The organism is Roseobacter sp. HKCCD7870 (genome assembly GCF_037830315.1).
Classification (GTDB): domain Bacteria; phylum Pseudomonadota; class Alphaproteobacteria; order Rhodobacterales; family Rhodobacteraceae; genus M30B80.
Map to the genome: position 1 here is coordinate 75,153 of NZ_JBBLYO010000003.1, position 23,149 is coordinate 98,301.

A 23,149-nucleotide genomic window follows, 5' to 3' on the forward strand; every position below is an offset into this window, starting at 1 on the left:
CCTTGGAGCGGCTTGAAAAAGGGCTAGGTTGCTGAGCGGTTACCTTTAACCGAGGGAGAGAGAACCATGAAAAAATCTGCAATCATCGCAGCAGTCGCAGGACTATGCGCTGCAACGTCCGCCTTCGCGGATGGCCATGGCGCATCGGGTGATGCGGCTGCAGGTGAGCGTGTCTTCAATCAATGTGTCGCCTGCCACGTGGTGGCAAACGATGCAGGTGAAACTCTGGCAGGCCGCAATGGCCGCACAGGCCCAAATCTTTACGGCGTTGCAGGTCGTCCTGCGGCTTCGATCGAAGATTTCCGTTATTCTCCATCTATCACCGCGGCAGGTGAAGCAGGGGTTGTTTGGACGGAAGAGGCGTTTGTGGCTTATGTGCAAGACCCGACCGCCTTTTTGAGAGAAGCAACCGGTGACAACCGCGCACGCAGCGCTATGGCGTTCCGTGCTCGTAACGAAGATGACGCGAAAAACGTCTATGCATATCTCGCAAGCCTTGCGGCGCAGTAACCGCATCGTTTTGTGACGGCATTGAAAAGGGCAGATATTAATCTGCCCTTTTTCATTTTTTGCGAAGCGATTGGACGAAGTCGGCGATCGCAGCAACCGCCTCGGCGGGATGTGATTCAGGCAAAAGATGCCCTGCATCCGAAATCACCTTCATGGTGCCCTGCGGCACCATCCCTTGGGCGCGCTTGGCGACCTCTAGTGCAACTGCTTGATCCTTAGCGCCATGCAAGAACAGGATTGGCGCAGTGATGTGGGGAAGGCTGCGGTGCAGCGCCTCTAAATCCCACTGCGCCATCATTGCTAAAGTTGCCTCGATATGTGCGCGCCTGCGCATCAATTCGCGATAATGGCCCAAGGTTTCCGCGTCAGGTTCTGAGCCTGTTGTTTGCAGAATCGCAATTAGCCTGCGGTCACTCATCCCCGAGCCTAAGAAAAGCCCCGTAAGCGGGTTCATCGCCATCATTTTTGCCATGATCGGAAAGAGCCAACCCGCAGCGCCAGAGAAATTCTCAAGCGCCCCGTTAATCGCCACGACCCCTTGCGCAGTATCAGGCGCAAGCAGCATCAGCTGCAAGGCAATCGCGGCCCCCGCAGAATGGCCAATAATCACCTCGGGCGTGATGCCTTGGCCCTGCAGCAACCGCAAAACGTCTTGCGCCATTAAGGACAGGGATGACCGACTGCGGGTGCCAGCACGGCTAAAGCCCTGACCTGGCAGATCAAAGGCAATGACGCGATGAGTTTGTGCCAATAGTGGCATCATGGCCCGCCAAGAATGCGTAGATGCGCCTGCGCCATGGATCAAAACCAGATCAGGGCCTGTGCCCATAATCTGAACATGCCACCGATGGGGATGGGATGCGATGATTTGGCTATGGGCGCGCCATGGCCAGTTGCTTGGAATATCCGAAAGCCCGCTCATGCGCTTGGCAATGCCGCCTCGACAGCGGCGCTGAGGGATTTGGCATCTGCGCGCGGAAGCGGCAAATAGGCCGCGCCCATTACCTTGGCCAGATCGTCCAGCCCTCTCGTTGGGCGTTGCCCTGTGTCGATGACAATCGCGGGAACACCGCGACCGCGCAGGGCCTTTGCCATATTCTGCGCATCTTCGCCTGCCTGCGCGCGATTTGCGCTGCCATCCAGACTGACATTCGCGCGCCCATCCGTCAGAACCGCGATGGACGGCGTCATTCCCTTTCCACGTGTGAGAACCGCTAGATCAAGGGCCGATTTCAGCCCTGCGGCAAGCGGTGTGCCCCCCCCAGCTGGTAAGTCTTGCAAGCGGCGTTTGGTCTGCACGAGGGATCGCGTGGGGTTCAGCAAAATATCCGCACCTGCGCCGCGAAACGCAACCAAGGCCACATGATCGCGCCGCGCATAGGCCTCTGCCAGCATCAACTCAATCGCCCCCTTGGCCTCGGCCATGCGGGACATCGCGCTAGAGCCAGACGCATCCACCACAAAGATAATCACCCTGTCAGAGCTTTGTTCAAACTGCTTTACGCGGATGTCACTTTTGCGGATATGCAGGCCGCGCGGCTTGGGCGCTGCCGTCTGGGCGCGCAGCCCTTGCCATGGGGCAGCGGAGCGCAAGGTTGCCATTAAATCAATCCGCGCGCCGCCCCCCAATTCGCCACTGCGCGAGGCAACGGGGCGGCCACGGTGATTGCCTTTCTTGCGGTTGCCCGTTCCTGAGCTGCCCTTGCTTTGCCGTGCGGCGCGCTGTGCTGCCAATCGTGCCAAGAGGTCGGGCGGAAGCATGGCCTTTGCCGCCTCGATCAACGCCTCAAAGGGGGGAAGATCCTCCCCCTCCTTTTGCGGATCTTCGGGGTCGGACGGGTTTTCTTGCGCCTCTGGTTCTTGTGGTTGTGGTGGGGGCGCTTGTTCAGGCGGGGCTGGTTCTGGGATTTGCGTGGCGCGTGGGGCAAGGGCCAATTCCACAGCCAGTTGCAAGTCCGCCTGTTCGACCTGATCCGACCCCATCAAGGCTGCTGAATGGCAGGCAAGGCGCAGCGCGTGCTGAACGGCGCGCAAGGATGTGACGCCAAGCGCCTCAGCCACCAAGCAGAGATCACGATAATCGTCAGGCGCATGTTGCACATTGGGTAAGCGCGCACGCGCCTCGGCCAAAGCTGCGCTGTCAAATTCCATTTCCTGCGCCGCCGATTGTGGAATGGCATCAAGCTGCAGATGCAGCGCAAGGCGATCACTGAGGCTATGCCCCAACCCTTCGCCTTCTTCGGCGGCTTCATCTAGGGCAATAATCGACAAGCCCGTCTCAGCGTCCAACGCCCCCGCCAATCGTGCCAAAAGCGCGGATTCGGCACGTTCGGCCATTGTCAGGATCACTGTGCCGCCCTTGTTGAGAAGTCCCTCTGTTTGAATAGGGCTCCCAGTTGCCAAGGTTGCGCTTAGGTCTAACCCGCCAAACAGGGCCTCATCACTGATATTTGGATGGATACGCGGAAAGAAATCAGTTTCTAACGCCTTGTTTAGAGCCTGAATAATCCGATCCCGAACGGGGCCAACGCGGGCCCGAAGCCAAATACCCCCAAGGGGTGCGGGATCAATCGCAAACAGGGCGATGGCCAGATTGAAACTGGCCCATCTGTCCTGTGCTGGTGTCATGGCAGCACAGCCTCAACTGTGCGCATCACGCGCGTGGTGGAGCCTGCCTCATCTAGCGGGTCGCGGCGCAAGCGGTGTGACAGCGCCATCGGTGCAACGGCCCGCAAATGCGCGCGTGTGATTTCGGAGGATCCCTCGAACGCGGCTTGCGCGCGGGCGGCGCGCAAAAGGGTTAATTCGCCGCGCAACCCGTCTGACCCAAGTTCAAGGCACAGGGCGGCGCAATCCTTCAAGATCGCATCGCTTGTGCGGATTTTTGACAGGCGCTTGCGCGCGGCAATGATGGATTTGCGGATCGCCTCATCCGATTTCGCCCATGATTTCACAAATTTGGCATGATCTTGATCAAAGGCATCGCGGCGCTTGATGACCTCAATGCGTGTGTCGATATCCTTTGGGCTTTTCACTTCGACTGAAAGGCCGAAGCGATCCAAAAGTTGGGGCCGCAATTCGCCTTCTTCTGGGTTGCCCGAACCCACCAAAACAAATCGGGCAGGGTGGCGGATTGAGAGGCCCTCTCGCTCGACCAGATTTTCGCCAGACTGCGCCACATCCAACAAAAGATCGACCAAGTGATCTTCGAGCAGGTTGACCTCGTCAATATAGAGATAGCCGCGATTGGCCCGCGCAAGAAGCCCTGCTTCAAAGGCCTTTTCACCTTTGGCGAGCGCCTTTTCGATATCCAAGGCCCCGACCACACGATCCTCTGTTGCGCCAAGCGGCAGGTCGACCACGGGTGTGGGTTTTTCGACCACCTCGCGATCCGCAACATTGGCCCAATCAGGTATGTCCGCCTCAGTGGCAGAATTCACAGGGCACCCCTTTATCGCCGCAATCGGAGGCAGCAAAGCGGCCAAGCCTCGCACAGCGGTTGATTTCCCCGTGCCGCGATCCCCGAAAACCAAAACGCCGCCAATACCCGCATCAATAGCGGTCAAAAGCATGGCTTGTTTCATCGTATCTTGGCCTACGATGGCAGAAAAAGGAAAAGCGTGGCTCATATAATGGGCCTTTCATAGGTCGGGATATGGGATTGCAGGGGACACCCGCCCTCCCACGTGCCTTCGATATTTTTTAGGGCAAAGCGGGCGTAGAGTTCTTCTTTGAACCATGCGCCATCGCGCACGGCTTTTATGGCGCGGGCATGCGGGCCGTCATGGCGTGCAAAACGCGCCATGGTTTGTGTGTCTGGCCAAATTGAAAACGTGACCTGATGCAGGAGAGGCACTTCGCCAACGCCGATCTTGAACAGAACGTTAGGATCATCGCCAATGACCTGCGAAATATCGGGGACGCGCTGCCAAAAGCGCAGCGCATTTAGGGGCTTTACCGTGGCGCGGGTCAACGCCGCAATTGGGCCGTTTGTTGGCACAGCATCGGTCACAAACGGCGCTTGCCCACCCCATTTCCCCCGCGCTGTGCTGGGGGTGAGATACAGGGTGCAATCTTCGACTGCATGTGCGCGATAGCGGCGGAAGGTTGGACTTTTTGCAATCTGAGATTGTGCGGTCACATGGTCGGGCCAAGTGGCAAGGATGGCATAAACCGAAACATTCGGAATGGGCGTAAATCCCTCACCCGTGCCTGAGCCAAGCAATTTGAAAAACCCGATCCCCGCCTCACGGCGCAAGGCGAATCGTGCCGTTGCCATTTGGGCAAAGGCCCACATCCGTGCGGAGACGGTTCCAAATCGAAATAAGCTTAGCGTTACAGATTGCATGGTCGATCTTTTTATCTGTCAACTTATAGTGACAGATTTAGCCAATAAAGGAAAGAAAACAATATATTTCCATGATTTCTTTTGTTTTATTGGTGCGCTGTTATTCGTGATCAGCTTTGGCTGTGAATTCATGTTGTAAATTAAACTAGACAGTTTACGATAGGGCCTATGATGGATGACCACCGAGTGCATAGCGATCCTCGATCAGGCTTTGCCCCAAATGCGGGCGATGCTCGCCCCCATGCGATTGTGATTGGGGCGGGGTTGGGGGGATTGGCCTCGGCCATGCGGTTGGGGGCGAAGGGCTATCGCGTCACGGTCATTGATAAATTGGATATGGCGGGGGGGCGTGGTTCTGCGCTCTACCAAAACGGGCATCGCTTTGACCTCGGCCCGACCATTGTCACCGTGCCGCAAGTGTTTCGGGAATTATGGGCGGCTTGCGGGCGCGATTTCGATCAGGATGTTGATCTGCGCCCGATTGAGCCATTTTACGAAATCCGTTGGCCTGACGGGTCACATTTTACCGCCAGCCAAAACACCGATGCGATGCGCGCCGAAGTGGCGCGCCTTTCGCCGCAAGATGCCAAGGGCTATCAGCGGTTCTTGCAGGACAGCGCCGCGCGCTATTGGTTTGGGTTCGAAGATCTTGGCCGCCGTTCCATGCACAAGCTGTGGGATTTGATCAAGGTTTTGCCGAAATTCGGCATGCTGCGCGCGGATCGCTCGGTTTATGCGCATGCGGCAAAGCGGTTTAAGGATGAACGACTGCGGATGGCGTTTAGCTTCCATCCGCTCTTTATCGGGGGGGATCCGTTTAACGTGACCTCGATGTATATCTTGGTCAGCCATCTCGAAAAAGAATTCGGTGTCCATTATGCGATGGGCGGTGTCGCCGCGATTGCTAAGGCCATGGCCCGCGTTGTTCAGGATCAAGGCGGCGCGCTTCGCTTTCATCACGTTGTGGATGAAATCACCTTTCACGATAACCGCGCCACTGGTGTGCGCCTTGCCACGGGCGAGACTGTTGCGGCGGATATTGTCGTCTCAAACGCGGATGCGGGTCATACGTATAAGCATTTGATGCGCAATCGCCCCCGCCGCCGTTGGACGGATGGAAAATTAACCCGCGCGCGTTGGTCGATGGGTCTTTTTGTGTGGTATTTCGGAACACGCGGCACGCGCAACAAATGGGCGGATGTGGGTCATCATACGATCCTCAACGGCCCGCGGTATCGTGGTTTGGTCAAAGATATCTTTATCAAAGGCAAACTTAGCGAAGATATGAGCCTTTATGTTCATCGCCCCTCGGTGACTGATCCAAGCTGCGCGCCAGAGGGGGATGATACGTTCTACGCCCTTTCACCTGTGCCGCATCTGGGGTTTGATGATCCTGTGGATTGGGCCAAGATGGGCGAAGCCTATCGCCAAAAGGTGCAGCAGGTTTTGGAAGATCAACTTTTGCCTGATTTGGGCGCGCATCTTTCCGCCTCCGAGGTGCTGACCCCCGCAGATTTTGAAAGTCGCTATCTTTCCCCCAACGGGTCTGGCTTCTCAATCGAGCCGCGTATCCTGCAAAGTGCCTATTTTCGTCCCCATAACGTGTCGGAGGAGGCGGAGGGTCTCTATCTCGTTGGGGCAGGCACGCATCCTGGGGCGGGTTTGCCTGGGGTCATTTCATCGGCTGAAGTGTTGGCAAAACTGGTGCCAGATGCGGTCTCCGTCTCATCTGGCCATGAGATAAAGATGGCCGCAGAATGATTGACGATCAGGATCTTGCCTATTGCCGCGGGGCAATTGCCGAAGGGTCACATTCCTTCGATATTGCATCGCGCATCTTGCCGCGCACTGTGCGCGATCCTGCGCTGGCACTTTATGCTTTCTGTCGCATTTCCGATGATGCAGTGGATTTCAGTCAGAACAAGGCACATGCCGTTCTTGATCTTAGTAATCGGTTGGATCGTATCTATCGTGGGCGGCCTGTCGACTGTCCCGCTGATCGTGCCTTTGCTGCGGTGGTGCAGGATTTCGAAATGCCCCGCGCCTTGCCCGAAGCCCTGCTTGAGGGCCTCGCATGGGATGCGACCGAGCGGCGCTATGACACGCTTTCAGATTTGCGTGGTTATTCGGCACGGGTTGCCTCGGCTGTCGGGGCGATGATGTGCGTGTTGATGGGGGTGCGTTCGGGCGATGCATTGGCGCGCGCCTGTGATTTGGGCGTCGCCATGCAATTAACCAATATCGCCCGCGATGTGGGCGAAGATGCCCGCGCGGGGCGCGTTTATTTGCCCCTAGATTGGCTTGAGGAAGAAGGTGTTAACCTTGATCGCTTTCTCTCCGATCCGCGTATTTCGCCTGCCCTTCGGCGGATCAATCGCAGGCTCTTGGCTGAGGCGCGCAGGCTTTATGAACGCTCCGAGGCGGGTGTGTCCCAACTGCCCTTGATCAGCCGTGCGGGGATTTTGGCGGCGCGGCACTGCTATGATGCGATTGGCGCTGCTGTGGCGCGGCGCGGGTATGATGGTGTCACGCAACGCGCTTTCACAACGGCGCGACAAAAATTTGGGTTGCTCAGCTATTCAGCGATTCAGGCCGCAATCATCACTTTGGCGCCGCGCAGCCCGATGCTTTATGCCCCCCCTTTGGAAGAAACCCGATTTTTGGTCGATGCCGCCGCCAAGCGGCAACCAGATCGCACAGGATGGAGTGATCAGGTCATATCCGTTCTGACGCAATTAGAGGCGCAAGATCGCGGGCGCATACTGGAACCGAACCCATAACGCGCTAACTGACCCGTCATGGATTGGTCTGTTTTCATATTATTTTTTGCCGCCTGCGCTGCTGCTGCGGCCACGGGGTCGATGTTTCCCCCAGGCGCGTGGTATCGGGATTTACGAAAGCCATTTTTCACGCCGCCGAATTGGCTCTTTCCCGTTGCTTGGACAGTGCTTTATATCGCCTCCGCCTATGCAGCGGCGCGCGTGGCATTGGTGGCGGAGAATGGCCATGCGATGGGATTTTGGGCGCTGCAAATCGCGCTGAACACGTTATGGAGCCCCGTTTTCTTTGGCTTGCGCCGCATTCGCGCGGGTATGGTCATCCTCGGCGCGCTGTGGGTTGCGGTTTGCGGCACAATTATCAGTTTCTGGGCGCTTGATCCGGTCGCAGGCGCGTTGATTGCGCCCTATCTGCTTTGGGTCACTATTGCAGGCGCTTTGAATTTTGAGGTTTGGCGGTTGAACCCTGAGGTTGCCAAAGGATCGGCATAAAAAAACGCGCCCCGCGGGGCGCGCTTTTTTGTCATGTTCCGAACAGCTTAGCTGAGCTTACGCTCGACTTCTTCGCGTTCGAAAATCTCGATCACATCGCCTTTGCGGATGTCATCGTAATTCTCAAAGGCCATGCCGCATTCCTGACCCGATTGCACTTCTTTGACTTCGTCCTTAAAGCGCTTCAGCGTTTTCAGCGTGCCTTCATGGATCACGACATCATCGCGCAACAGGCGCACACCCGCCGAGCGGCGCGCGACACCTTCGGTGACCAGACAGCCCGCAACCGAGCCAACACCAGAGACGCGGAACACCTCTTTGATCTGGGCATAGCCGATGAAGTTTTCACGAATTTCAGCACCAAGCAGACCCGACGCTGCCGCCTTCACATCATCCACAAGGTCATAGATCACGCTGTAGTAGCGGATTTCCACTCCCTTTTGGTTGGCGGAATTGCGCGCAGGGGCATTGGCACGGACGTTAAAGCCCATGACAGGCGCACCCGAAGCCTCGGCCAAGCCGATATCGGATTCTGTGATCGCGCCCACCCCGTAATGCAGAACGCGCACGCGCACTTCGTCATTGCCAATTTTTTCCATCGCCTGAACGATGGCTTCGGCCGAACCTTGAACGTCAGCTTTGACCACGATGGGCAATTCTTTGACGTTTTCATCCGCCTTGGCCTTCGCCAAAAGCTGATCCAAGGTTGTTGCAGCACCTGCTGCGGCGCGTTTGTCTTTGGCAACTTGGATACGGTAATCCGCAATCTCGCGGGCTTGTGCTTCGGTTTGCACCACGTTCAAAACGTCACCCGCTTCGGGTGCGCCGTTCAGGCCCAGAACCTCAACAGGAACGGATGGCCCCGCTTCTTTAACGCGCTCGCCCTGATCGTTGATCAGCGCGCGGACTTTACCCCATTGCTCGCCCACAACGAAGATATCGCCTTGTTTCAGCGTGCCGCGTTGTACCAGAACAGTCGCAACAGGGCCACGGCCCACATCCAACTGCGCCTCGATGACGGCCCCTTCGGCTGCGCGGTCAGGGTTCGCCTTCAGGTCAAGCAATTCGGCCTGAAGTGCGATGGATTCAAGCAATTGATCCAAACCTTGGCCAGTGGCGGCGGAAACTTCAACATCCTGCACCTCACCTGACATCTTCTCAACGATCACCTCATGTTGAAGCAAATCGGTGCGCACTTTGTCAGGATTGGCTGCGGGTTTGTCGATTTTGTTAATCGCCACGATCATCGGCACTTTGGCCGCCTTGGCGTGGTTAATCGCTTCGATGGTCTGCGGCATCACCGCGTCATCGGCGGCAACCACAAGCACCACGATATCCGTCACATTCGCCCCACGCGCCCGCATGGACGTAAAGGCCGCGTGACCCGGCGTATCAAGGAAGGTCAAAAGCGCGCCGCTTTCGGTGCGCACCTGATAGGCCCCGATATGCTGCGTGATCCCGCCTGCTTCGCCAGAGACGACATTTGCCTTGCGAATGCGGTCAAGCAACGAGGTCTTGCCGTGGTCAACATGGCCCATGATGGTGATGACGGGTGGCCGTGGTTGCAGCTCGGTTGGGCTGTCCTCTTCGACCTTGATCACATCTTCCACATCCGCGTCAGATACACGCTGCATGCGGTGACCGAATTCGCTGACGATCAATTCCGCCGTATCGGCATCGATGGATTGGTTCTGCGTGACCATCATGCCCATTTGCATCAGCGATTTAACCACATCGGCCACGCGCTCGGCCATGCGGTTGGCCAATTCGGAAACCACGATGGTTTCTGGAATTTGCACATCGCGAACGATTTTTTCGCGGTCACCTTGGGATGCCATCGCCTTTTGGCGCTGACGCTCCTGCTTGCGTTTCATGGCAGCAAGGCTGCGCTGACGCCCGCCTTCGCCATCAGAGAAAACCTGATTGACGCTCAGCTTGCCAGAACGGCGGCCATCATTGTCGCGATCACCCTTCGAGACGCGCTCGCGCTTGTCGTCCCGATCCGTATCGCGGCGCGCAGGCGCTGCGGCCGATTTCGCGCGGGCAGCCGCGACCGCAGGATCAGGCAGATCTGCGGGGGATGTCACCACGGGGGCACTGTTCGCTTTACGGGACTTTGCGGCCTTTGATTCCTCAAGGCGGCGGCGCTCTTCTTCTTCCTTGGCGCGGATGGCCTCTTCGCGTTCACGCTCCTCGCGTTCGCGGGCTTCGGCCTCGGCGCGGCGGCGTAGACGCTCTTCTTCGCGTTCTTGCTCTTCGCGCTGGCGCTGTTCTTCTTCTTCGGCCGCACGGGACTTGGCGGCCATTACGGCCTTCATACGGCGTTCGAGTTCTGGATTGGCGGAAGTGTTGCCCCCCTCCATATCACCAGTGCCATCGTCTTTGCCGCCTGCACCCGATTTGGGAACCATCACGCGTTTGCGCTTGGTCTCCACAACAACCGTTTTCGTGCGTCCACGCGAAAAGCTCTGGTTCACGCGCCCGCTGCGGGCGCCGCCAGATAGTCCGAGTGGTTTTTTTCCGTCTTGATCGCTCATGCGTCTTTCTTGTCCTTCCCAACGGTCTTGCCGTTGTTCAAGCTGGTTTTGGGCCTCAGCCCTTGCAGCTTTGCTGCTTCCTCTACAACACGATCGCCGAGTCCGCCAGTCGCCAGCGCGCCATGTATCACAGTTTCTCGCCCGAATGCCAAACCTAATTCAAAAGCGGTCAGGCAATCGAAGTAACGCGCGCCTTCAGGCGTCCAAAGCTTGGACTTGCCTCGTTCAGACCCGTCAGATGCTTGCAGCAGCACCCGCACAGGGCGCGTGGCAAGCCAATCTTTGACCTTTTCGAACCCTGCAACGGCATCGCCAGATTTGCGCGCCAAGGCAATCAAATCGCCAATGCGCCGCGCAAGCAGGGTTTCAAGCTTGCCCACCAAATCATCTGGCACAGTCACTTGCGCTTTGGCTGAGCGGGAGAAGAGGTTTTTCTTGACCGCCAATTCCACCGCCGCGCGATCAGCGCTGCACCATATGCCTCGACCTGGTAGGCGTTCAAGGATATCGGGCGTCACCACATTCTCAGGACTGACCACAAAACGCAACAGCCCCGCCTTTGGCGCTGTGTCGCCTGTTGCGATACAGCGCCGCTCGGACGTGTCTTTGGTTTTGGTGGCACCGCCACGGGACATGGTTTTGGCTCCTGAAATCGGGCTTACTCTTCTTCTTCGCCTGCGTCTTCTTGGTCAGATGCAAGGTCTTCTTCGGTCACCCAACCCAAGGCCAAACGGGCGGACATGACCATATTCTGGGCTTCTTCGAGGCTAACATCGAATTTCTCAAGCACGCCTTCATCTTTGACGCGCTCGCCGTTTACGGTTGTCCAACCGCCTGCCAATTCCCAATCAGCACAGGTTGCGAAGTCTTCCAGCGTTTTGACCCCATCTTGGCCAAGCGCCTCAAGCATCTGTGGCGTTAGCCCCTCGAAATCGATCAAGCTTTGCTCGACACCAAGCGCCTTGGCGCTTTCGAGGGCTTTGCGATTTTGCTCTTCGATATAGTCACGCGCGCGGGCCTGAAGCTCGTCTGCGGTTGCTTCATCGACACCATCAATGCCAAGCAATTCTTCTTGCTCGACATAGGCAACCTCTTCCAAAGAGGTGAAGCCTTCGGATACCAGAAGTTGGGCAAAGAATTCGTCCAAATCCAATGTGTCCATGAACAGCTTGGTGCGTTCGGCGAATTCGGCCTGACGGCGCGCGCTTTCTTCTTCTTCGGTGAGTATGTCGATATCAAGGCCTGTCAACTGGCTTGCCAAACGCACGTTTTGACCACGGCGCCCGATGGCAAGAGACAGCTGTTCGTCAGGAACAACAACTTCGATTTTCCCTGCATCTTCGTCCAAAACCACCTTGGTCACTTCGGCAGGTTGCAGCGCGTTCACAAGGAAGGTTGGGGCGTCCTCATTCCATGGAATGATGTCAATTTTTTCGCCCTGCAACTCGTTCACCACAGCCTGCACGCGGCTGCCGCGCATACCCACACAAGCACCAACGGGATCAATCGAGTTATCATAGGAAATCACCGCGATCTTCGCGCGAGAGCCTGGGTCACGGGCAACGGCCCTGATCTCGATGATGCCATCGTAAATTTCAGGCACTTCCATCTTAAACAATTCCGCCATGAATTCGGGCGCGGTGCGGCTGAGGAAGACCTGAGGGCCGCGCGCCTCGCGGCGGACATCTTTGATATAGCAGCGGATGCGCTCATTGGGGCGATAGCTTTCGCGCCCAATTTTTTCATTACGGCGCAAAACGGCCTCGCCACGGCCAATATCGACAATCACATTGCCATATTCTTCGCGCTTTACGACACCGTTAATGATTGTGCCTGCGCGGTCTTTGAATTCTTCATATTGGCGATCACGCTCAGCTTCGCGCACTTTTTGCAGGATCACCTGCTTGGCGCTTTGCGCGGCGATACGGCCCATTTCAACAGGGGGCACTTCGTCAATGATCTCGTCACCGATTTCTGCATCTGCCTTATAGGCACGCGCATCGCGCAGTGTCATTTCAATGAAATGGTTTTCGATTTCCTCAACCACAGTGCGAACACGGGTAAATGTCGCGCGGCCTGTCTTGCGATCAATCGAAACGCGGATATCCAATTCCGAGCCGTAACGCGATTTCGCGGCGCGGGCGAGGCTTTCTTCCATTGCCACGATGACCAGATCGGGGTCGATCATCTTTTCGCGGGCAACGGCCTCTGCTGTTTGCAACAGCTCAAGTTGGTTTGCTGATGTAATAGCCATGGATTTTCAGTCCTCCGCCTCTTCGGGCTCTTGCGTGATTTCATCAAATTGGGTTTCGTCAATGACCCCCGAGGCTTTGCGCTGGCGCAGCATCTCGGCGATCAGGTCATCGGTCAGAACAAGCTTCGCATCTGAAAGCCAATCAAAATCGAGGCCAAGAGTGACCGTCTCGCCACCTTGTTCAACATTGATAAGCACTTCATCGTTTTCGATCCCTGCCAAAACACCCTTAAAGCGCTTGCGGCCATCGATCATTTCGCTTGTTTCAAGTTTGGCTTCATATCCCTGCCAGATATCGAAATCCTTCAACCGCGTCAGCGGGCGGTCGATACCGGGGCTAGAAACTTCGAGGTTATAGGCCCCCTCAATCGGGTCTTCGACATCAAGGCTTGCCGAAATCGCCGTTGAGATATCGGCGCAATCATCAACATTGATCCCGCCATCGGGGCGGTCTGCCATCACCTGTAGGGTTTTTGTCTCGCCGCTCATCAGGCGCACGCGCACCAGTTCAAACCCCATATCTTCGATGACAGGGGTGATGATCTCAGCCATGCGGCGATCAATGCTCGATTTTGCGATCAGGTTGGACATAAGACCTATGGACATAAAAAAACGGGCCACAGGGCCCGCGTAAGCATCTAGGGTGGAGCGTGGAGTTTGGACCCCCAAGCACCTGTTGATCCGTCATATAGAGAGAATCGGGGGTTATAGCAAGCTGCCATCTTGCGCTTTGGGGCGCGGCGTGGCCATTTGCGCGACATGAACGCGAAAACCGAAATCACAATTCGTCCAAAAACGGCACGCGATGATGCGGCGCTTGTATCCCTAGTGCTGCCTGTGTTTCGGGCGGGTGATACATATACAGTCGACCCTGACATATCCGAGGCCGATGCCTTGGCCTTTTGGACGGCCCCCGAAAAGTCCGTGTTCATAGCGGAACAGGGGGGTGAGGTCGTTGGCACCTATTACATCCGTCCCAATCAGGCGGGCGGCGGCGCCCATATCTGCAATTGTGGCTACATCACTGCTGCAGCAGCGCAGGGGCGCGGGATTGCGCGCGCGATGTTGGCGCATTCGCTCCAGACTGCCCGCGCCGAAGGTTATCGCGGGATGCAGTATAACTTTGTCGTCTCCGAAAACAGGCGCGCGGTTGCGACATGGCAAAAGGCAGGTTTCGGGATTGTGGGCCGTTTGCCACAAGCCTTTGATCATCCAAGCAAAGGCTTGGTGGACGCCCTTGTGATGTTCAAATCTCTTGTAGATTAGCCCTTGCGATACCGTGCCATAAATGTAGCCACCACCTCATCTGCCGCTTCGGACACTTCTTGATGGGTTGCTTCGCTGCTGACACATAAAAGACGGCGCAGCATTAGATCACCACGGCACAGCTTCATGAACAAATCCGCCGCCTTCATCGGGTCATCTATATCCAGCATGTTGCCCACCTTTGGCGTGCTGAGATAGCCCGCGACATGGGACATGGCCGTTGAAGGGCCTGTTTCATAGAAAGCACGCCCCAATTCGGGGAACCTTTGGGCCTCAGCCACGCAGACACGGAAGATCGAGACACCTTCGTCCGACATCAGGAATTCAAGCATCGAATAGGCCAAATGGTGCAAGGCATCGCGCACATCGCGCTGCAGAAATTCGATATCCATTTGCGCGCGGCGTTGCAGGTCGCATTCTTGGTTCAGAACCGCCATAAACAACGCCTGCTTGTCGGGGAAATACGAATAAAGCGTGGCTTTGGACACGCCCGCTTGGCGCGCGATCACATCGACACTTGCCCCTTCGAACCCTTGGCTTAGGAAAATATTACGCGCGCCATCAATGACTTGATCGAATTTTCGACCTTTGCGTGTCTGTGCTTGCATGTTCATGGCGCATACTCCCTGACCCCATTGTAAACCGATCAGTTCAGTTTTTGCAAGCCCTGCCGCGATCTATTGGCCCCAATCCGCCGATTGCATCTCGCGCAGGCGGCTGGCGGTGCGTTCAAATTCGAAACTGCCCGTGCCCTCGGCGTAAAGATGTTCTGGCACATCATCGGCAGATAGGATCACGCGGATACCTGCCTCGTAAAGCGCATCAATGAGGGTGACAAAGCGTTTTGCCTCGTTGAAATTGTCGATGCCAAGACGCGGGACGTTTTCCAACATCAGCAATTTCACCGCCCCAGTGAGCGCCAAATAATCACCCGCGCCTAAAGGTTTGCCGCACAGCTCCCAGAAATCGGCGCGGGCCATGCCCGCCCAATAATGCGGGATGACGACATGGCGGCCTTTGATCTCTAAATCGAGGGGTTCTTCCTGCCCATGGGTCAGATCGTGCCAAATCTTATCAAGGCTTTGGCGCGTGGCGGCGGTGATGGGTGTGAAATAGGTGGTTTCGCCTGACAATCTGTCTTGGCGGTAATCGGTGGGTGATTGCATTTCAATCACCTCTAATTCCTGCTCCAATAGCTTGATGAACGGGACAAATAGCTGTCGGTTCAACCCGTCCTTATACAAATCTTTTGGGGGGCGATTGGAGGTTGTGACGATGCTCACCCCTGCCTTGAACAATGCCTCAAAAAGGCGGCCTACGATCATGGCATCGGTGATATCGGTGATTTGCATCTCGTCAAAACAAAGCAGGCGCAGGTCTTTTGAAATCGCCTCAGCCACGGGTTTCAACGCATCATCTGTGCCTGTTTTGCGCGCCTCGTGCAGGGCTGATTGGATTTCTTGCATAAAGGCGTGAAAATGGACGCGGCGTTTCCCGTTAATCGCCGTGTGTGCAAAGAACAAATCCATAATCATGGATTTCCCGCGCCCAACCCCACTCCAGACGTAAAATCCGCGACTATGTTGGCCAGATTGCGGTTTTTCCTGAAAGAAACGCGCAAGAAGCCCTGATTTTGGCCGCGCCTCAAGCGTTTCGCGTAACGCTTCAAAGCTGTGCAAAACCTCGCGTTGTGCGGGGTCTGCGCGCAGTAAGCCTTCGCTGACGCGGGTGTCGTATATGGCGGTTAAATGTTGCGACATAAGGGCCTCATAGGACATCTCTGGCCCCTCTGGCCAGAGGGATTGCGTGCGCAATCAGCATTGACGCCCTTGGGCTTGCGGCGCAATCTCTGTCGCAGCATGACAGGCCTGCGGCCTTTGACAGGACAAATGAAGATGCAGCGCAATTCGATTTTCACCCCCGTCCTCATCGGGGGCTGTTTTATCATTATGATCAGCTTTGCCATTCGGGCAAGTTTTGGGGTTTTTCAAATTCCCATAGCAGACGAATTTGGTTGGCTGCGCGCCGAATTTTCTTTGGCCATTGCCATTCAAAACCTTGCTTGGGGCGTGGGGCAGCCGATTTTTGGCGCGATTGCTGAGAAATTCGGGGATCGCAAAGCCATTATCATTGGCGCTTTGATGTATGCGGCGGGTTTGGTGTTTTCGGCTTATGCAATTACGCCTGGCGCGCATCAGCTTTTGGAAATTCTTGTGGGCTTTGGCGTTGCGGGCACGGGCTTTGGCGTGATCTTGGCGATTGTGGGCCGCGCCGCATCGGATGAGCATCGCTCACTCGCGCTTGGGATTGCGACTGCGGCGGGCTCTGCAGGTCAGGTCTTTGGTGCGCCTGTGGCAGAGGCGCTGTTGGCCGTGATGCCATGGCAAAGCGTCTTTTTGATCTTTGCAGCGGCAATTTTGGCCGCGCTTTTATTCCTTCCCATGCTGCGCGCGCCCGCGCCTCTATCCAAGGCAGAACTTGAAGAAAGCATGAGCGCGATTTTGGGCAAAGCATTTCGCGATCCCTCTTTCAGTCTGATTTTTATCGGCTTCTTTTCCTGTGGGTATCAGCTTGCCTTTGTCACCGCGCATTTTCCCGCCTTTGTGACCGAACTTTGCGGCCCGATCGAGCCTGGATCTTTCCTACATTCTTTGGGTATCACGACCACATCTGCGCTTGGGGCTGTGTCGATCTCGCTGATTGGCTTGACCAATATTGGTGGCACGATTTTGGCGGGCTATTTGGGCAAACGTTATTCTAAGAAATACCTGCTTGCGGGCATCTATTTTGGCCGCACCATTATTGCGGCAGCGTTCATTTTAATGCCGATCACGCCCCTGACCGTGATTGTGTTTTCGGTCACGATGGGCGCGTTGTGGTTGGCCACAGTGCCGCTCACCTCAGGACTTGTGGGGTATATTTATGGGCTGCGCTATATGGGCACGCTTTATGGTATCGTGTTCTTTAGCCATCAATTGGGCAGCTTCATCGGGGTTTGGCTTGGCGGTTGGATGTATGACCTGCATGGCACCTATACCACGGTTTGGTGGGTGGGTGTTGGCGTGGGGCTGCTTTCGGCCATCGTCCATTTGCCCGTGAAAGAAAGCCCCCTGCGCGAGCGGGCGCTGGCCGCCTAACCCTTCACCGCGTCACGGATATAGGCGGCGGTCATCAGGTCAAGATGTGCGCCGCCGCCGTTTTTGAACAGCGTTATTTCTGTGTCATTGCCCCGCGCAAAGGTGCCAGAGGCGATGTCGTAATAATCGGCCACAACATCATCTGCTGTGATGACCCCCGTCGCGATGGGGCGTTTCAATTCGCCAATATGCTCAATCGTGGTGGCACGGCTGTCGACAAAAATGCGCGCCTTTTTGAGCGCAGCATCATCCGCCTCGCGCATATCGGGGCGATAGGCCCCGATGAGGTCAATATGCTGTCCCGCCTTGAGCCATTCACCCTGCAAGATGGGCTCTGTCACCATGGTTGCACAGGTGACAATATCGGCCTGCTGCACGGCATCCGCTAGGCTTTCGGCGACATCCGTATTGGAGAAATCGCGGGCAAGGGCCTCGGCCCGCGATTTATTGCGGTTCCAGATCAGGAAGCGCGCCTCAGGAAACCCCGCGCCATATGCCGCGCGCAGAGAGCGGCCAACTGTGCCTGCGCCAACGATCAAAATGGTTTTACTCTCGGGTCGCGCCAGTTTCATCGCGGCAAACAGGCTATCGCCTGCGGTCTTATATTTGGTCAAAAGATGGAAATCGACCAAAGCCTCAAGAAGGCCATTCTTATCGCTGTAAAGCGCCGCACCGCCATTCACAGCGGGCAAATTTTGCGCGGCGTTCTCAGGAAAGATTGTGGCCGATTTCACCAAGAGGCCTAGCTCGTCTATCCATGCGGCACGATTAAGCAACGTGTCCTTGCCGCGATAGAGAAAACTATCCGAAATTTCCGCACGCGGTAGCATATGCCCCGCTTCCAACGCAGCGCCAAGTTTTAGCCAATCAAGCTTGGCTTCGGCGTCAGGCCCGATGATTTGGAAGGGGGTTTGTGTCATAGTCCTGCTTCATCCTTGGTTAGAAGGCCATGGTCGACCAAGACTTCGGCCCATCCGTGCGGCGCTGTAAACAGATGCGCATTCCATCCGCGCGCCTTGGCCGCGGTGATGTTGTCAAGGCGATCATCTGCAAACAAAAGCGCCTCTGGCGCGATTTTGCAATGATCCTCGACCATTTGATAAATGGTTGGGTTGGGTTTGATCACCCCCATATGGCCAGAGACATAGGCGTGGTCGAATTCGTTCAGAAAATCGAAATGCTCTTGCGCATAGGCAAAGCTTTCGATCCCGAAATTGGTCAATGCGAAGACGGGTACATTCTTGGAACGCAGGCGGCGCAAGAGCATCACGGAATGATCAATCACAGGGTTTGCCAATTCCAACCAGTGATCATGCCACATCCGAATTTCCGCGCGAAACTCAGGATAGGCTTCTGCCGTTTCATAAATGATGTCGCGGAACCCTTCACCTAAATCCACGCGGTCATTCATGCCGTGCAAATCCACAGTGGCAAACATCTCGCGGCGGCGCGCTTCCCCGATGGTGCGGTCGTAGAACCGCTCGGGCTGCCATTCAATCAGCACATTGCCGATGTCAAAAATCACCGCTTCAATCTTGGACATGATCAAACCTTTCGCGATCAAGGCAGGCTTAGGCCCGCCATTTGAGACAGCCATCCGATCACAAGCGACACAGTGAGGATGGAAATGGCGGTCGACATCAGAATCGAGGCAGACACCCGTTGCGGGGCCACGTTGTAATGCTGCGCCAGCATATAGATATTTCCTGCCACAGGCAGCGAGGAGGCCGCGATCATCACTGCAGCCGCATAGGGATCAACCTCGAAAATTATAAGCGCACCAATGGCGACAGCGGCAGGGTGTAAGATCAGCTTGGCGAATGACAGCCAAAGCGCGACCGAAGCCCGCTCGGTTGATTTGCCTGCCAATGACGCCCCAATTGCGAAGAGCGCACATGGGGTCGCCGCCGCGCCCAATAGTGCCAAGAATTCATCCACAGGTGCAGGAAGGCTTAGCCCCGCGGCAGAGACGGATAGCCCCGCGACCATCGACACAATCATCGGATTTTTTACCAACCCAATCGCGATTGAGCGGAAAATTGTCAGGCTCATGCGGCCATCGCGGCTTGCCGTGATTATGATCACGATCAAGCTTGAGAAAATGATCAAATCAGTGGCCAAGATCATCAAGACAGGCCCCGCTGCCGCAGGCCCCATCAAAACCACCAACATCGGCACGCCCAAGAACCCTGTATTCCCGATAACGGCACATTGCGCTTCAATCGCAGCTTCCGAAGCGGGCCGCTTTCGGATTAAGGCAACGACAGTCGCAAGCGCATAAATCGCGAAACATCCAAACAGATAGGCCCCGATGAAATTCCAATCGAAAATATCGCCAAGTGATAAGGTCGAGGCAAAGCGAAACAACATGGCCGATAGCGCGAAGTAAAACACGAATTTTGTCAGATAGGCGGTCGCGCTTTGCGTGAAAAACCCACGATACGCGGCAAGGAAACCCACACCGATCAGCGCAAAAAATGGAAGTGTTTTGAGGAATATCGCGAGCATGAAATAGGGCTAGGCCAGAGTGCAGGCGCTGTCTAGTAGCCTAGCCGTTTTCTTTTAGAATTTCGCCCGCCAAGTAAAGGGAACCACAGATCAAAACCCGCGCATTCGGGGTTGTGGCGCAGATGTCGCGCAAGGCGCTGATCACATCTGGTGAGGTTTGGGCCTCTATACCTGCACGGGTTGCGGCTGCCTTTGTGTCCTCGGCACTCAGTGTTGCGGCTTGGCCGTGAATTGAGACAGCGTGCAGCGATGAGGCGAAGGGCGCAAGCGGGGCCATGAAGCCTGTCACATCTTTTGTGTTCAGCATGCCGCAAATCAAATGCGTCTCGCGCTGGGGCAAGCCTTTGAGCGTGGCCGCAATGGCAAGCGCGGCATGGGGGTTGTGCCCCCCATCAAGCCAAAGTTCAGCATCGGGTGCAGTGTCAAACAGCGGCCCTTGGCGCAGCCGCTGCATGCGCGCGGGCCAAGTGACGTTGCGCATGGCACCCTCGCAGGCCGCATCGTCCAAACCCAATACCCGCATTGCGGCAAGGGCCGTGCCTGCATTTTGGATTTGATGCGGGCCCGCAAGGGCGGGCAGCGGCAAGTCTAAAAGGCCTGTTTCATCTTGGAAAATCAATCGCCCTGCTTCGGTCGTAACATGCCAGTGTTGGCCATAGGCATAGATCGGCGCGCCAAGCCGCGCGGCGCGTGCTTCGATCACCTCCAGTGCGGCCTCTTGCTGCGGGGCAACAATTATGGGACGCCCGCGCTTGATAATGCCTGCCTTTTCGCCTGCGATATCCTCGATTGTATCGCCAAGATATTGTTGATGGTCGAGATCAACGGCGGTGATCACGCTTAATGCGGGGCTGTCGATGACATTGGTTGCATCCAAACGTCCGCCCAAACCCACCTCTAACAGCGTGTAATCGGCAGGATTTCTGGCAAATGCCAAAAGCGCGGCGGCTGTGGTGATTTCGAAATAGGTAATCGCATCTGGGCCATTGGCCGCCAAACATTCATCAAGAATGTCAGATAGGTGGTTTTCGTCAATCAGCGTTCCCGCCAACCGAATGCGTTCATGAAACCGTGCCAAATGCGGTGATGTATAGGCATGTGCGCTTTTCCCTGCCGCCTCAAGCCCTGCGCGAATATAGGCGAGGGTCGACCCTTTGCCATTGGTGCCCGCGATATGAATGACAGGCGGCAACGCCTGTTGCGGATCACCAAGGGCGGCCAAGATCCGCCACATTCTATCGAGCGTTAGGTCAATGATCTTTGGGTGAAGCGCCATCATGCGCTCCAACAAGAGATCCGAGCGGGGGGTGCTCACTTTTATTTTGCCTCCGCCTCGTTTGGCGGAGCCTCAGTTGGGGCGGGCAAATCCCCTTTTACTGGGGGTTCCATGCCCATCAGCATCCGAAGGATCGAGATCAACTCATCGCGCAACGCGGTGCGATGTGTCACGCGGTCAAGCATCCCGTGATCCAACAGATATTCGGCGCGTTGGAACCCTTCGGGCAACTTTTCACGAATGGTTTGCTCAATCACCCTTGGCCCAGCAAAGCAGATCAACGCATTTGGTTCGGCAATCTGCACATCGCCGAGCATCGCATAAGAGGCGGTTACGCCCCCTGTGGTTGGATGGGTCAGAACCACGATATAAGGCAGGTTGGCCTCTTTGAGCATATTTACCGCAACTGTGGTGCGGGGCATTTGCATCAGGCTGAGGATACCCTCTTGCATCCGCGCGCCACCTGCAGCGGAGAACAGGATCAGAGGGCGCTTTAATTTAACCGCGCGCTCGGCAGCGGCAATGATGGCATTGCCAACATACATCCCCATTGAGCCGCCCATGAAGCTGAAATCTTGTGCACAGGCCACGATGGGCGTGCGCCCCATTTCACCCTCGGCCACAAGCATCGCATCGGTTTCGCCCGTGGATTTCTGTGCCGCCTTCATGCGGTCGGGATAGCGCTTTTGGTCGCGGAATTGCAGCGGGTCTGCAATTGGCTTTGGCACTTCGACCTCGGTGAAAATACCACTATCGAACAAGGCATTGAACCGCTCTCGCGGGGTAATGACCATGTGATGATCGCAATTTGTGCAGACATTCAGATTGTCGCTCAATTCACGATGGAACAGCATGGTTCCGCATTCATCGCATTTCGTCCAAAGGTTCTCGGGCATATCGCGCTTCGAGAACATCGAATTGATCCTTGGGCGGACGTAGTTGGTGATCCAGTTCATTGGGTCTTTTCCATTGGCCGATCCTTACACTCGCAATAGGCAATGGCGCGGCAGATTGCAATCAGCGATGGGCATTTTCACGCCATATCAGGGCAAAACGGATGCCAAGCCAAATCACAATTGTAACAGCAATGTCGCGCAAGATGAGGGGAACCATGGCTTCGGCATCATTGGCTGCAATTGGTAAATGATAAAGGGCAATCCCCCCCGAAGCACCGGGCAGCGAAACAGCCAACATTGCCATCACATTATTCGCAAAGTGAAATCCCCATGCTGGCCCGATTGTGCCAAAGCGATGGGTCAAATCAGCGGCGCAAAGCCCGAAAATGCCTGTGGCCAACACAAGATACCACGCCGCGCTGCCATGTTCTTCTGGTGCAAAATGGGCAAGACCAAACAGAACGGACGGCAAAACCGCCCAGATGATTGGGGATTTGAAACGCGCGGCCAGTTGGCTTTGAATATAGCCGCGAAACAGAAGTTCTTCGGCCCCTGTCTGAATGGCAATCAGCCCAAGGGCGAGAGGCAGCAAAAGCAACCATTGATTTAGGCCCAGACTTCTCACAAGGGCAAACTCGGTAGGGATCAGCGTGCTGAGTGTCGCGAGGGCAGAAAACACCGCCACTGCAATCCAGAACTGTCGGTGCATTTGGCGCAATGGGCCAAACAGTGACCATGGGCTGCGATCATGCAGCAGCCATGCCACAAAAAACGGGCCAACCAGCATTGTCATGAAACTGCCCAGAAGGATCAGCGTCAGGCTCGGGCCAGATGTTTGCGGGTCAGCCGTCCATACGGCTTCGAATTTTGTGCCGATCAGATGCGACATTGCATAGAAATAGGCCAACAGCCCCAAGACATAGGTCAAAAGGCAATTGACCATGCCCACAATCACCCGCCACAACGCAGGTTGCGCCCGCGCGGCCTCGACCATCAAATTGGGCTGATTTTGTGGTGCAAAAAATCCCCGAAGCATCGGCGCTTTAAATCCCCATTCCGCTTGAACCCATAAATGGCCCATCTATAGTCTGAAACTTAGGTTTCATGGGTCTTTTTCCAATCGCGCTTGTGCCACAGGGGCCCAAAGT

At 56.0% G+C, this 23,149-nt stretch carries 22 protein-coding genes; 6 read left to right on the forward strand and 16 right to left on the reverse strand.

The window, feature by feature from the left end:
• The first annotated feature begins 66 nt into the window (after positions 1–66).
• Positions 67–510, forward strand: coding sequence for a c-type cytochrome (locus tag AAC637_RS11760; RefSeq protein ID WP_340303744.1), 444 nt, complete (start codon positions 67–69; stop codon positions 508–510).
• Between the two features lie 52 nt (positions 511–562).
• On the opposite strand, the gene bchO is transcribed toward AAC637_RS11760, so the two are convergent.
• From bchO to crtA, 4 genes are read right to left on the reverse strand one after another with little or no spacing between them, the layout of a single operon-like run.
• Positions 563–1,432 (reverse strand): alpha/beta fold hydrolase BchO, encoded by an 870-nt coding sequence (gene bchO / locus AAC637_RS11765; protein WP_340303745.1) that lies wholly within the window; start codon positions 1,430–1,432, stop codon positions 563–565.
• The gene (locus AAC637_RS11770) at positions 1,429–3,138 is read right to left on the reverse strand and encodes a magnesium chelatase subunit D (RefSeq protein WP_340303746.1); all 1,710 of its coding nucleotides are present in this window, start codon (positions 3,136–3,138) and stop codon (positions 1,429–1,431) included. The genes bchO and AAC637_RS11770 overlap by 4 nt, the downstream gene beginning before the upstream one ends.
• Positions 3,135–4,139 carry a magnesium chelatase ATPase subunit I gene (bchI, locus tag AAC637_RS11775; RefSeq protein WP_340303747.1) on the reverse strand — a complete coding sequence of 335 codons (1,005 nt, stop codon included), beginning with the start codon at positions 4,137–4,139 and terminating at the stop codon, positions 3,135–3,137. Before bchI ends, AAC637_RS11770 begins: the two co-directional genes overlap by 4 nt.
• Entirely contained in the window at positions 4,136–4,858 is a 723-nt protein-coding gene (crtA, locus tag AAC637_RS11780; RefSeq protein WP_340303748.1) for a spheroidene monooxygenase, read from the reverse strand. Before crtA ends, bchI begins: the two co-directional genes overlap by 4 nt.
• Positions 4,859–5,029: 171 nt before the next feature.
• Between crtA and AAC637_RS11785 the strand changes: the two genes are divergently transcribed.
• From AAC637_RS11785 to tspO, 3 genes are read left to right on the forward strand one after another with little or no spacing between them, the layout of a single operon-like run.
• Positions 5,030–6,619 carry a phytoene desaturase gene (locus tag AAC637_RS11785; RefSeq protein ID WP_340303749.1) on the forward strand — a complete coding sequence of 530 codons (1,590 nt, stop codon included), beginning with the start codon at positions 5,030–5,032 and terminating at the stop codon, positions 6,617–6,619.
• On the forward strand, positions 6,616–7,638 hold the full coding sequence (crtB, locus tag AAC637_RS11790; protein ID WP_340253602.1) for a 15-cis-phytoene synthase: 1,023 nt from the start codon (positions 6,616–6,618) through the stop codon (positions 7,636–7,638). Before AAC637_RS11785 ends, crtB begins: the two co-directional genes overlap by 4 nt.
• Before the next feature lie 18 nt (positions 7,639–7,656).
• Positions 7,657–8,127 carry a tryptophan-rich sensory protein TspO gene (tspO, locus tag AAC637_RS11795; RefSeq protein WP_340303750.1) on the forward strand — a complete coding sequence of 157 codons (471 nt, stop codon included), beginning with the start codon at positions 7,657–7,659 and terminating at the stop codon, positions 8,125–8,127.
• A gap of 47 nt (positions 8,128–8,174) precedes the next feature.
• Here tspO and infB read toward each other — a convergent pair whose 3' ends face one another.
• The 4 genes from infB to rimP are packed head-to-tail and all read right to left on the reverse strand — an operon-like array spanning position 8,175 to position 13,509.
• Complete coding sequence (infB, locus tag AAC637_RS11800; RefSeq protein WP_340303751.1) at positions 8,175–10,664, reverse strand: translation initiation factor IF-2; 2,490 nt, start codon at positions 10,662–10,664, stop codon at positions 8,175–8,177.
• Positions 10,661–11,299: an RNA-binding protein gene (locus AAC637_RS11805; protein ID WP_340303752.1), complete on the reverse strand. Its 639-nt coding sequence runs from the start codon at positions 11,297–11,299 to the stop codon at positions 10,661–10,663. Before AAC637_RS11805 ends, infB begins: the two co-directional genes overlap by 4 nt.
• Before the next feature lie 23 nt (positions 11,300–11,322).
• Positions 11,323–12,918, reverse strand: coding sequence for a transcription termination factor NusA (gene nusA, locus AAC637_RS11810; protein ID WP_340303753.1), 1,596 nt, complete (start codon positions 12,916–12,918; stop codon positions 11,323–11,325).
• 6 nt (positions 12,919–12,924) lie between these two features.
• A complete protein-coding gene (gene rimP, locus AAC637_RS11815; RefSeq protein WP_340303879.1) occupies positions 12,925–13,509 on the reverse strand; it encodes a ribosome maturation factor RimP in 585 nt (194 codons plus the stop codon).
• A gap of 168 nt (positions 13,510–13,677) precedes the next feature.
• On the opposite strand from rimP, the gene AAC637_RS11820 reads away from it, so the two are divergent.
• Complete coding sequence (locus tag AAC637_RS11820; protein ID WP_340303754.1) at positions 13,678–14,184, forward strand: GNAT family N-acetyltransferase; 507 nt, start codon at positions 13,678–13,680, stop codon at positions 14,182–14,184.
• Here AAC637_RS11820 and AAC637_RS11825 read toward each other — a convergent pair.
• Complete coding sequence (locus AAC637_RS11825) at positions 14,181–14,798, reverse strand: TetR/AcrR family transcriptional regulator (protein ID WP_340253618.1); 618 nt, start codon at positions 14,796–14,798, stop codon at positions 14,181–14,183. The two genes, AAC637_RS11820 and AAC637_RS11825, sit on opposite strands and share 4 nt — an antisense overlap.
• A 63-nt stretch (positions 14,799–14,861) precedes the next feature.
• Positions 14,862–15,944 (reverse strand): cell division protein ZapE, encoded by a 1,083-nt coding sequence (gene zapE, locus AAC637_RS11830; protein ID WP_340303880.1) that lies wholly within the window; start codon positions 15,942–15,944, stop codon positions 14,862–14,864.
• A gap of 129 nt (positions 15,945–16,073) precedes the next feature.
• On the opposite strand from zapE, the gene AAC637_RS11835 reads away from it, so the two are divergent.
• The gene (locus AAC637_RS11835; RefSeq protein WP_445322741.1) at positions 16,074–17,321 is read left to right on the forward strand and encodes an MFS transporter; all 1,248 of its coding nucleotides are present in this window, start codon (positions 16,074–16,076) and stop codon (positions 17,319–17,321) included.
• On the opposite strand, the gene AAC637_RS11840 is transcribed toward AAC637_RS11835, so the two are convergent.
• From AAC637_RS11840 to AAC637_RS11865, 6 genes are all read right to left on the reverse strand, one after another.
• Positions 17,318–18,241 carry an ornithine cyclodeaminase family protein gene (locus AAC637_RS11840; protein ID WP_340303755.1) on the reverse strand — a complete coding sequence of 308 codons (924 nt, stop codon included), beginning with the start codon at positions 18,239–18,241 and terminating at the stop codon, positions 17,318–17,320. The two genes, AAC637_RS11835 and AAC637_RS11840, sit on opposite strands and share 4 nt — an antisense overlap.
• Positions 18,238–18,864 (reverse strand): HAD family hydrolase, encoded by a 627-nt coding sequence (locus AAC637_RS11845; RefSeq protein ID WP_340303756.1) that lies wholly within the window; start codon positions 18,862–18,864, stop codon positions 18,238–18,240. The genes AAC637_RS11840 and AAC637_RS11845 overlap by 4 nt, the downstream gene beginning before the upstream one ends.
• Before the next feature lie 17 nt (positions 18,865–18,881).
• The gene (locus AAC637_RS11850; RefSeq protein ID WP_340303757.1) at positions 18,882–19,829 is read right to left on the reverse strand and encodes an AEC family transporter; all 948 of its coding nucleotides are present in this window, start codon (positions 19,827–19,829) and stop codon (positions 18,882–18,884) included.
• Positions 19,830–19,869: 40 nt separating this feature from the next.
• Positions 19,870–21,144 (reverse strand): bifunctional folylpolyglutamate synthase/dihydrofolate synthase, encoded by a 1,275-nt coding sequence (locus tag AAC637_RS11855; protein WP_340303758.1) that lies wholly within the window; start codon positions 21,142–21,144, stop codon positions 19,870–19,872.
• 2 nt (positions 21,145–21,146) lie between these two features.
• Positions 21,147–22,061, reverse strand: a complete 915-nt coding sequence (gene accD / locus AAC637_RS11860; protein ID WP_340303759.1) for an acetyl-CoA carboxylase, carboxyltransferase subunit beta — start codon at positions 22,059–22,061, stop codon at positions 21,147–21,149.
• 61 nt (positions 22,062–22,122) lie between these two features.
• On the reverse strand, positions 22,123–23,037 hold the full coding sequence (locus AAC637_RS11865) for a CPBP family intramembrane glutamic endopeptidase (RefSeq protein WP_340303760.1): 915 nt from the start codon (positions 23,035–23,037) through the stop codon (positions 22,123–22,125).
• Positions 23,038–23,149: the final 112 nt, after the last annotated feature.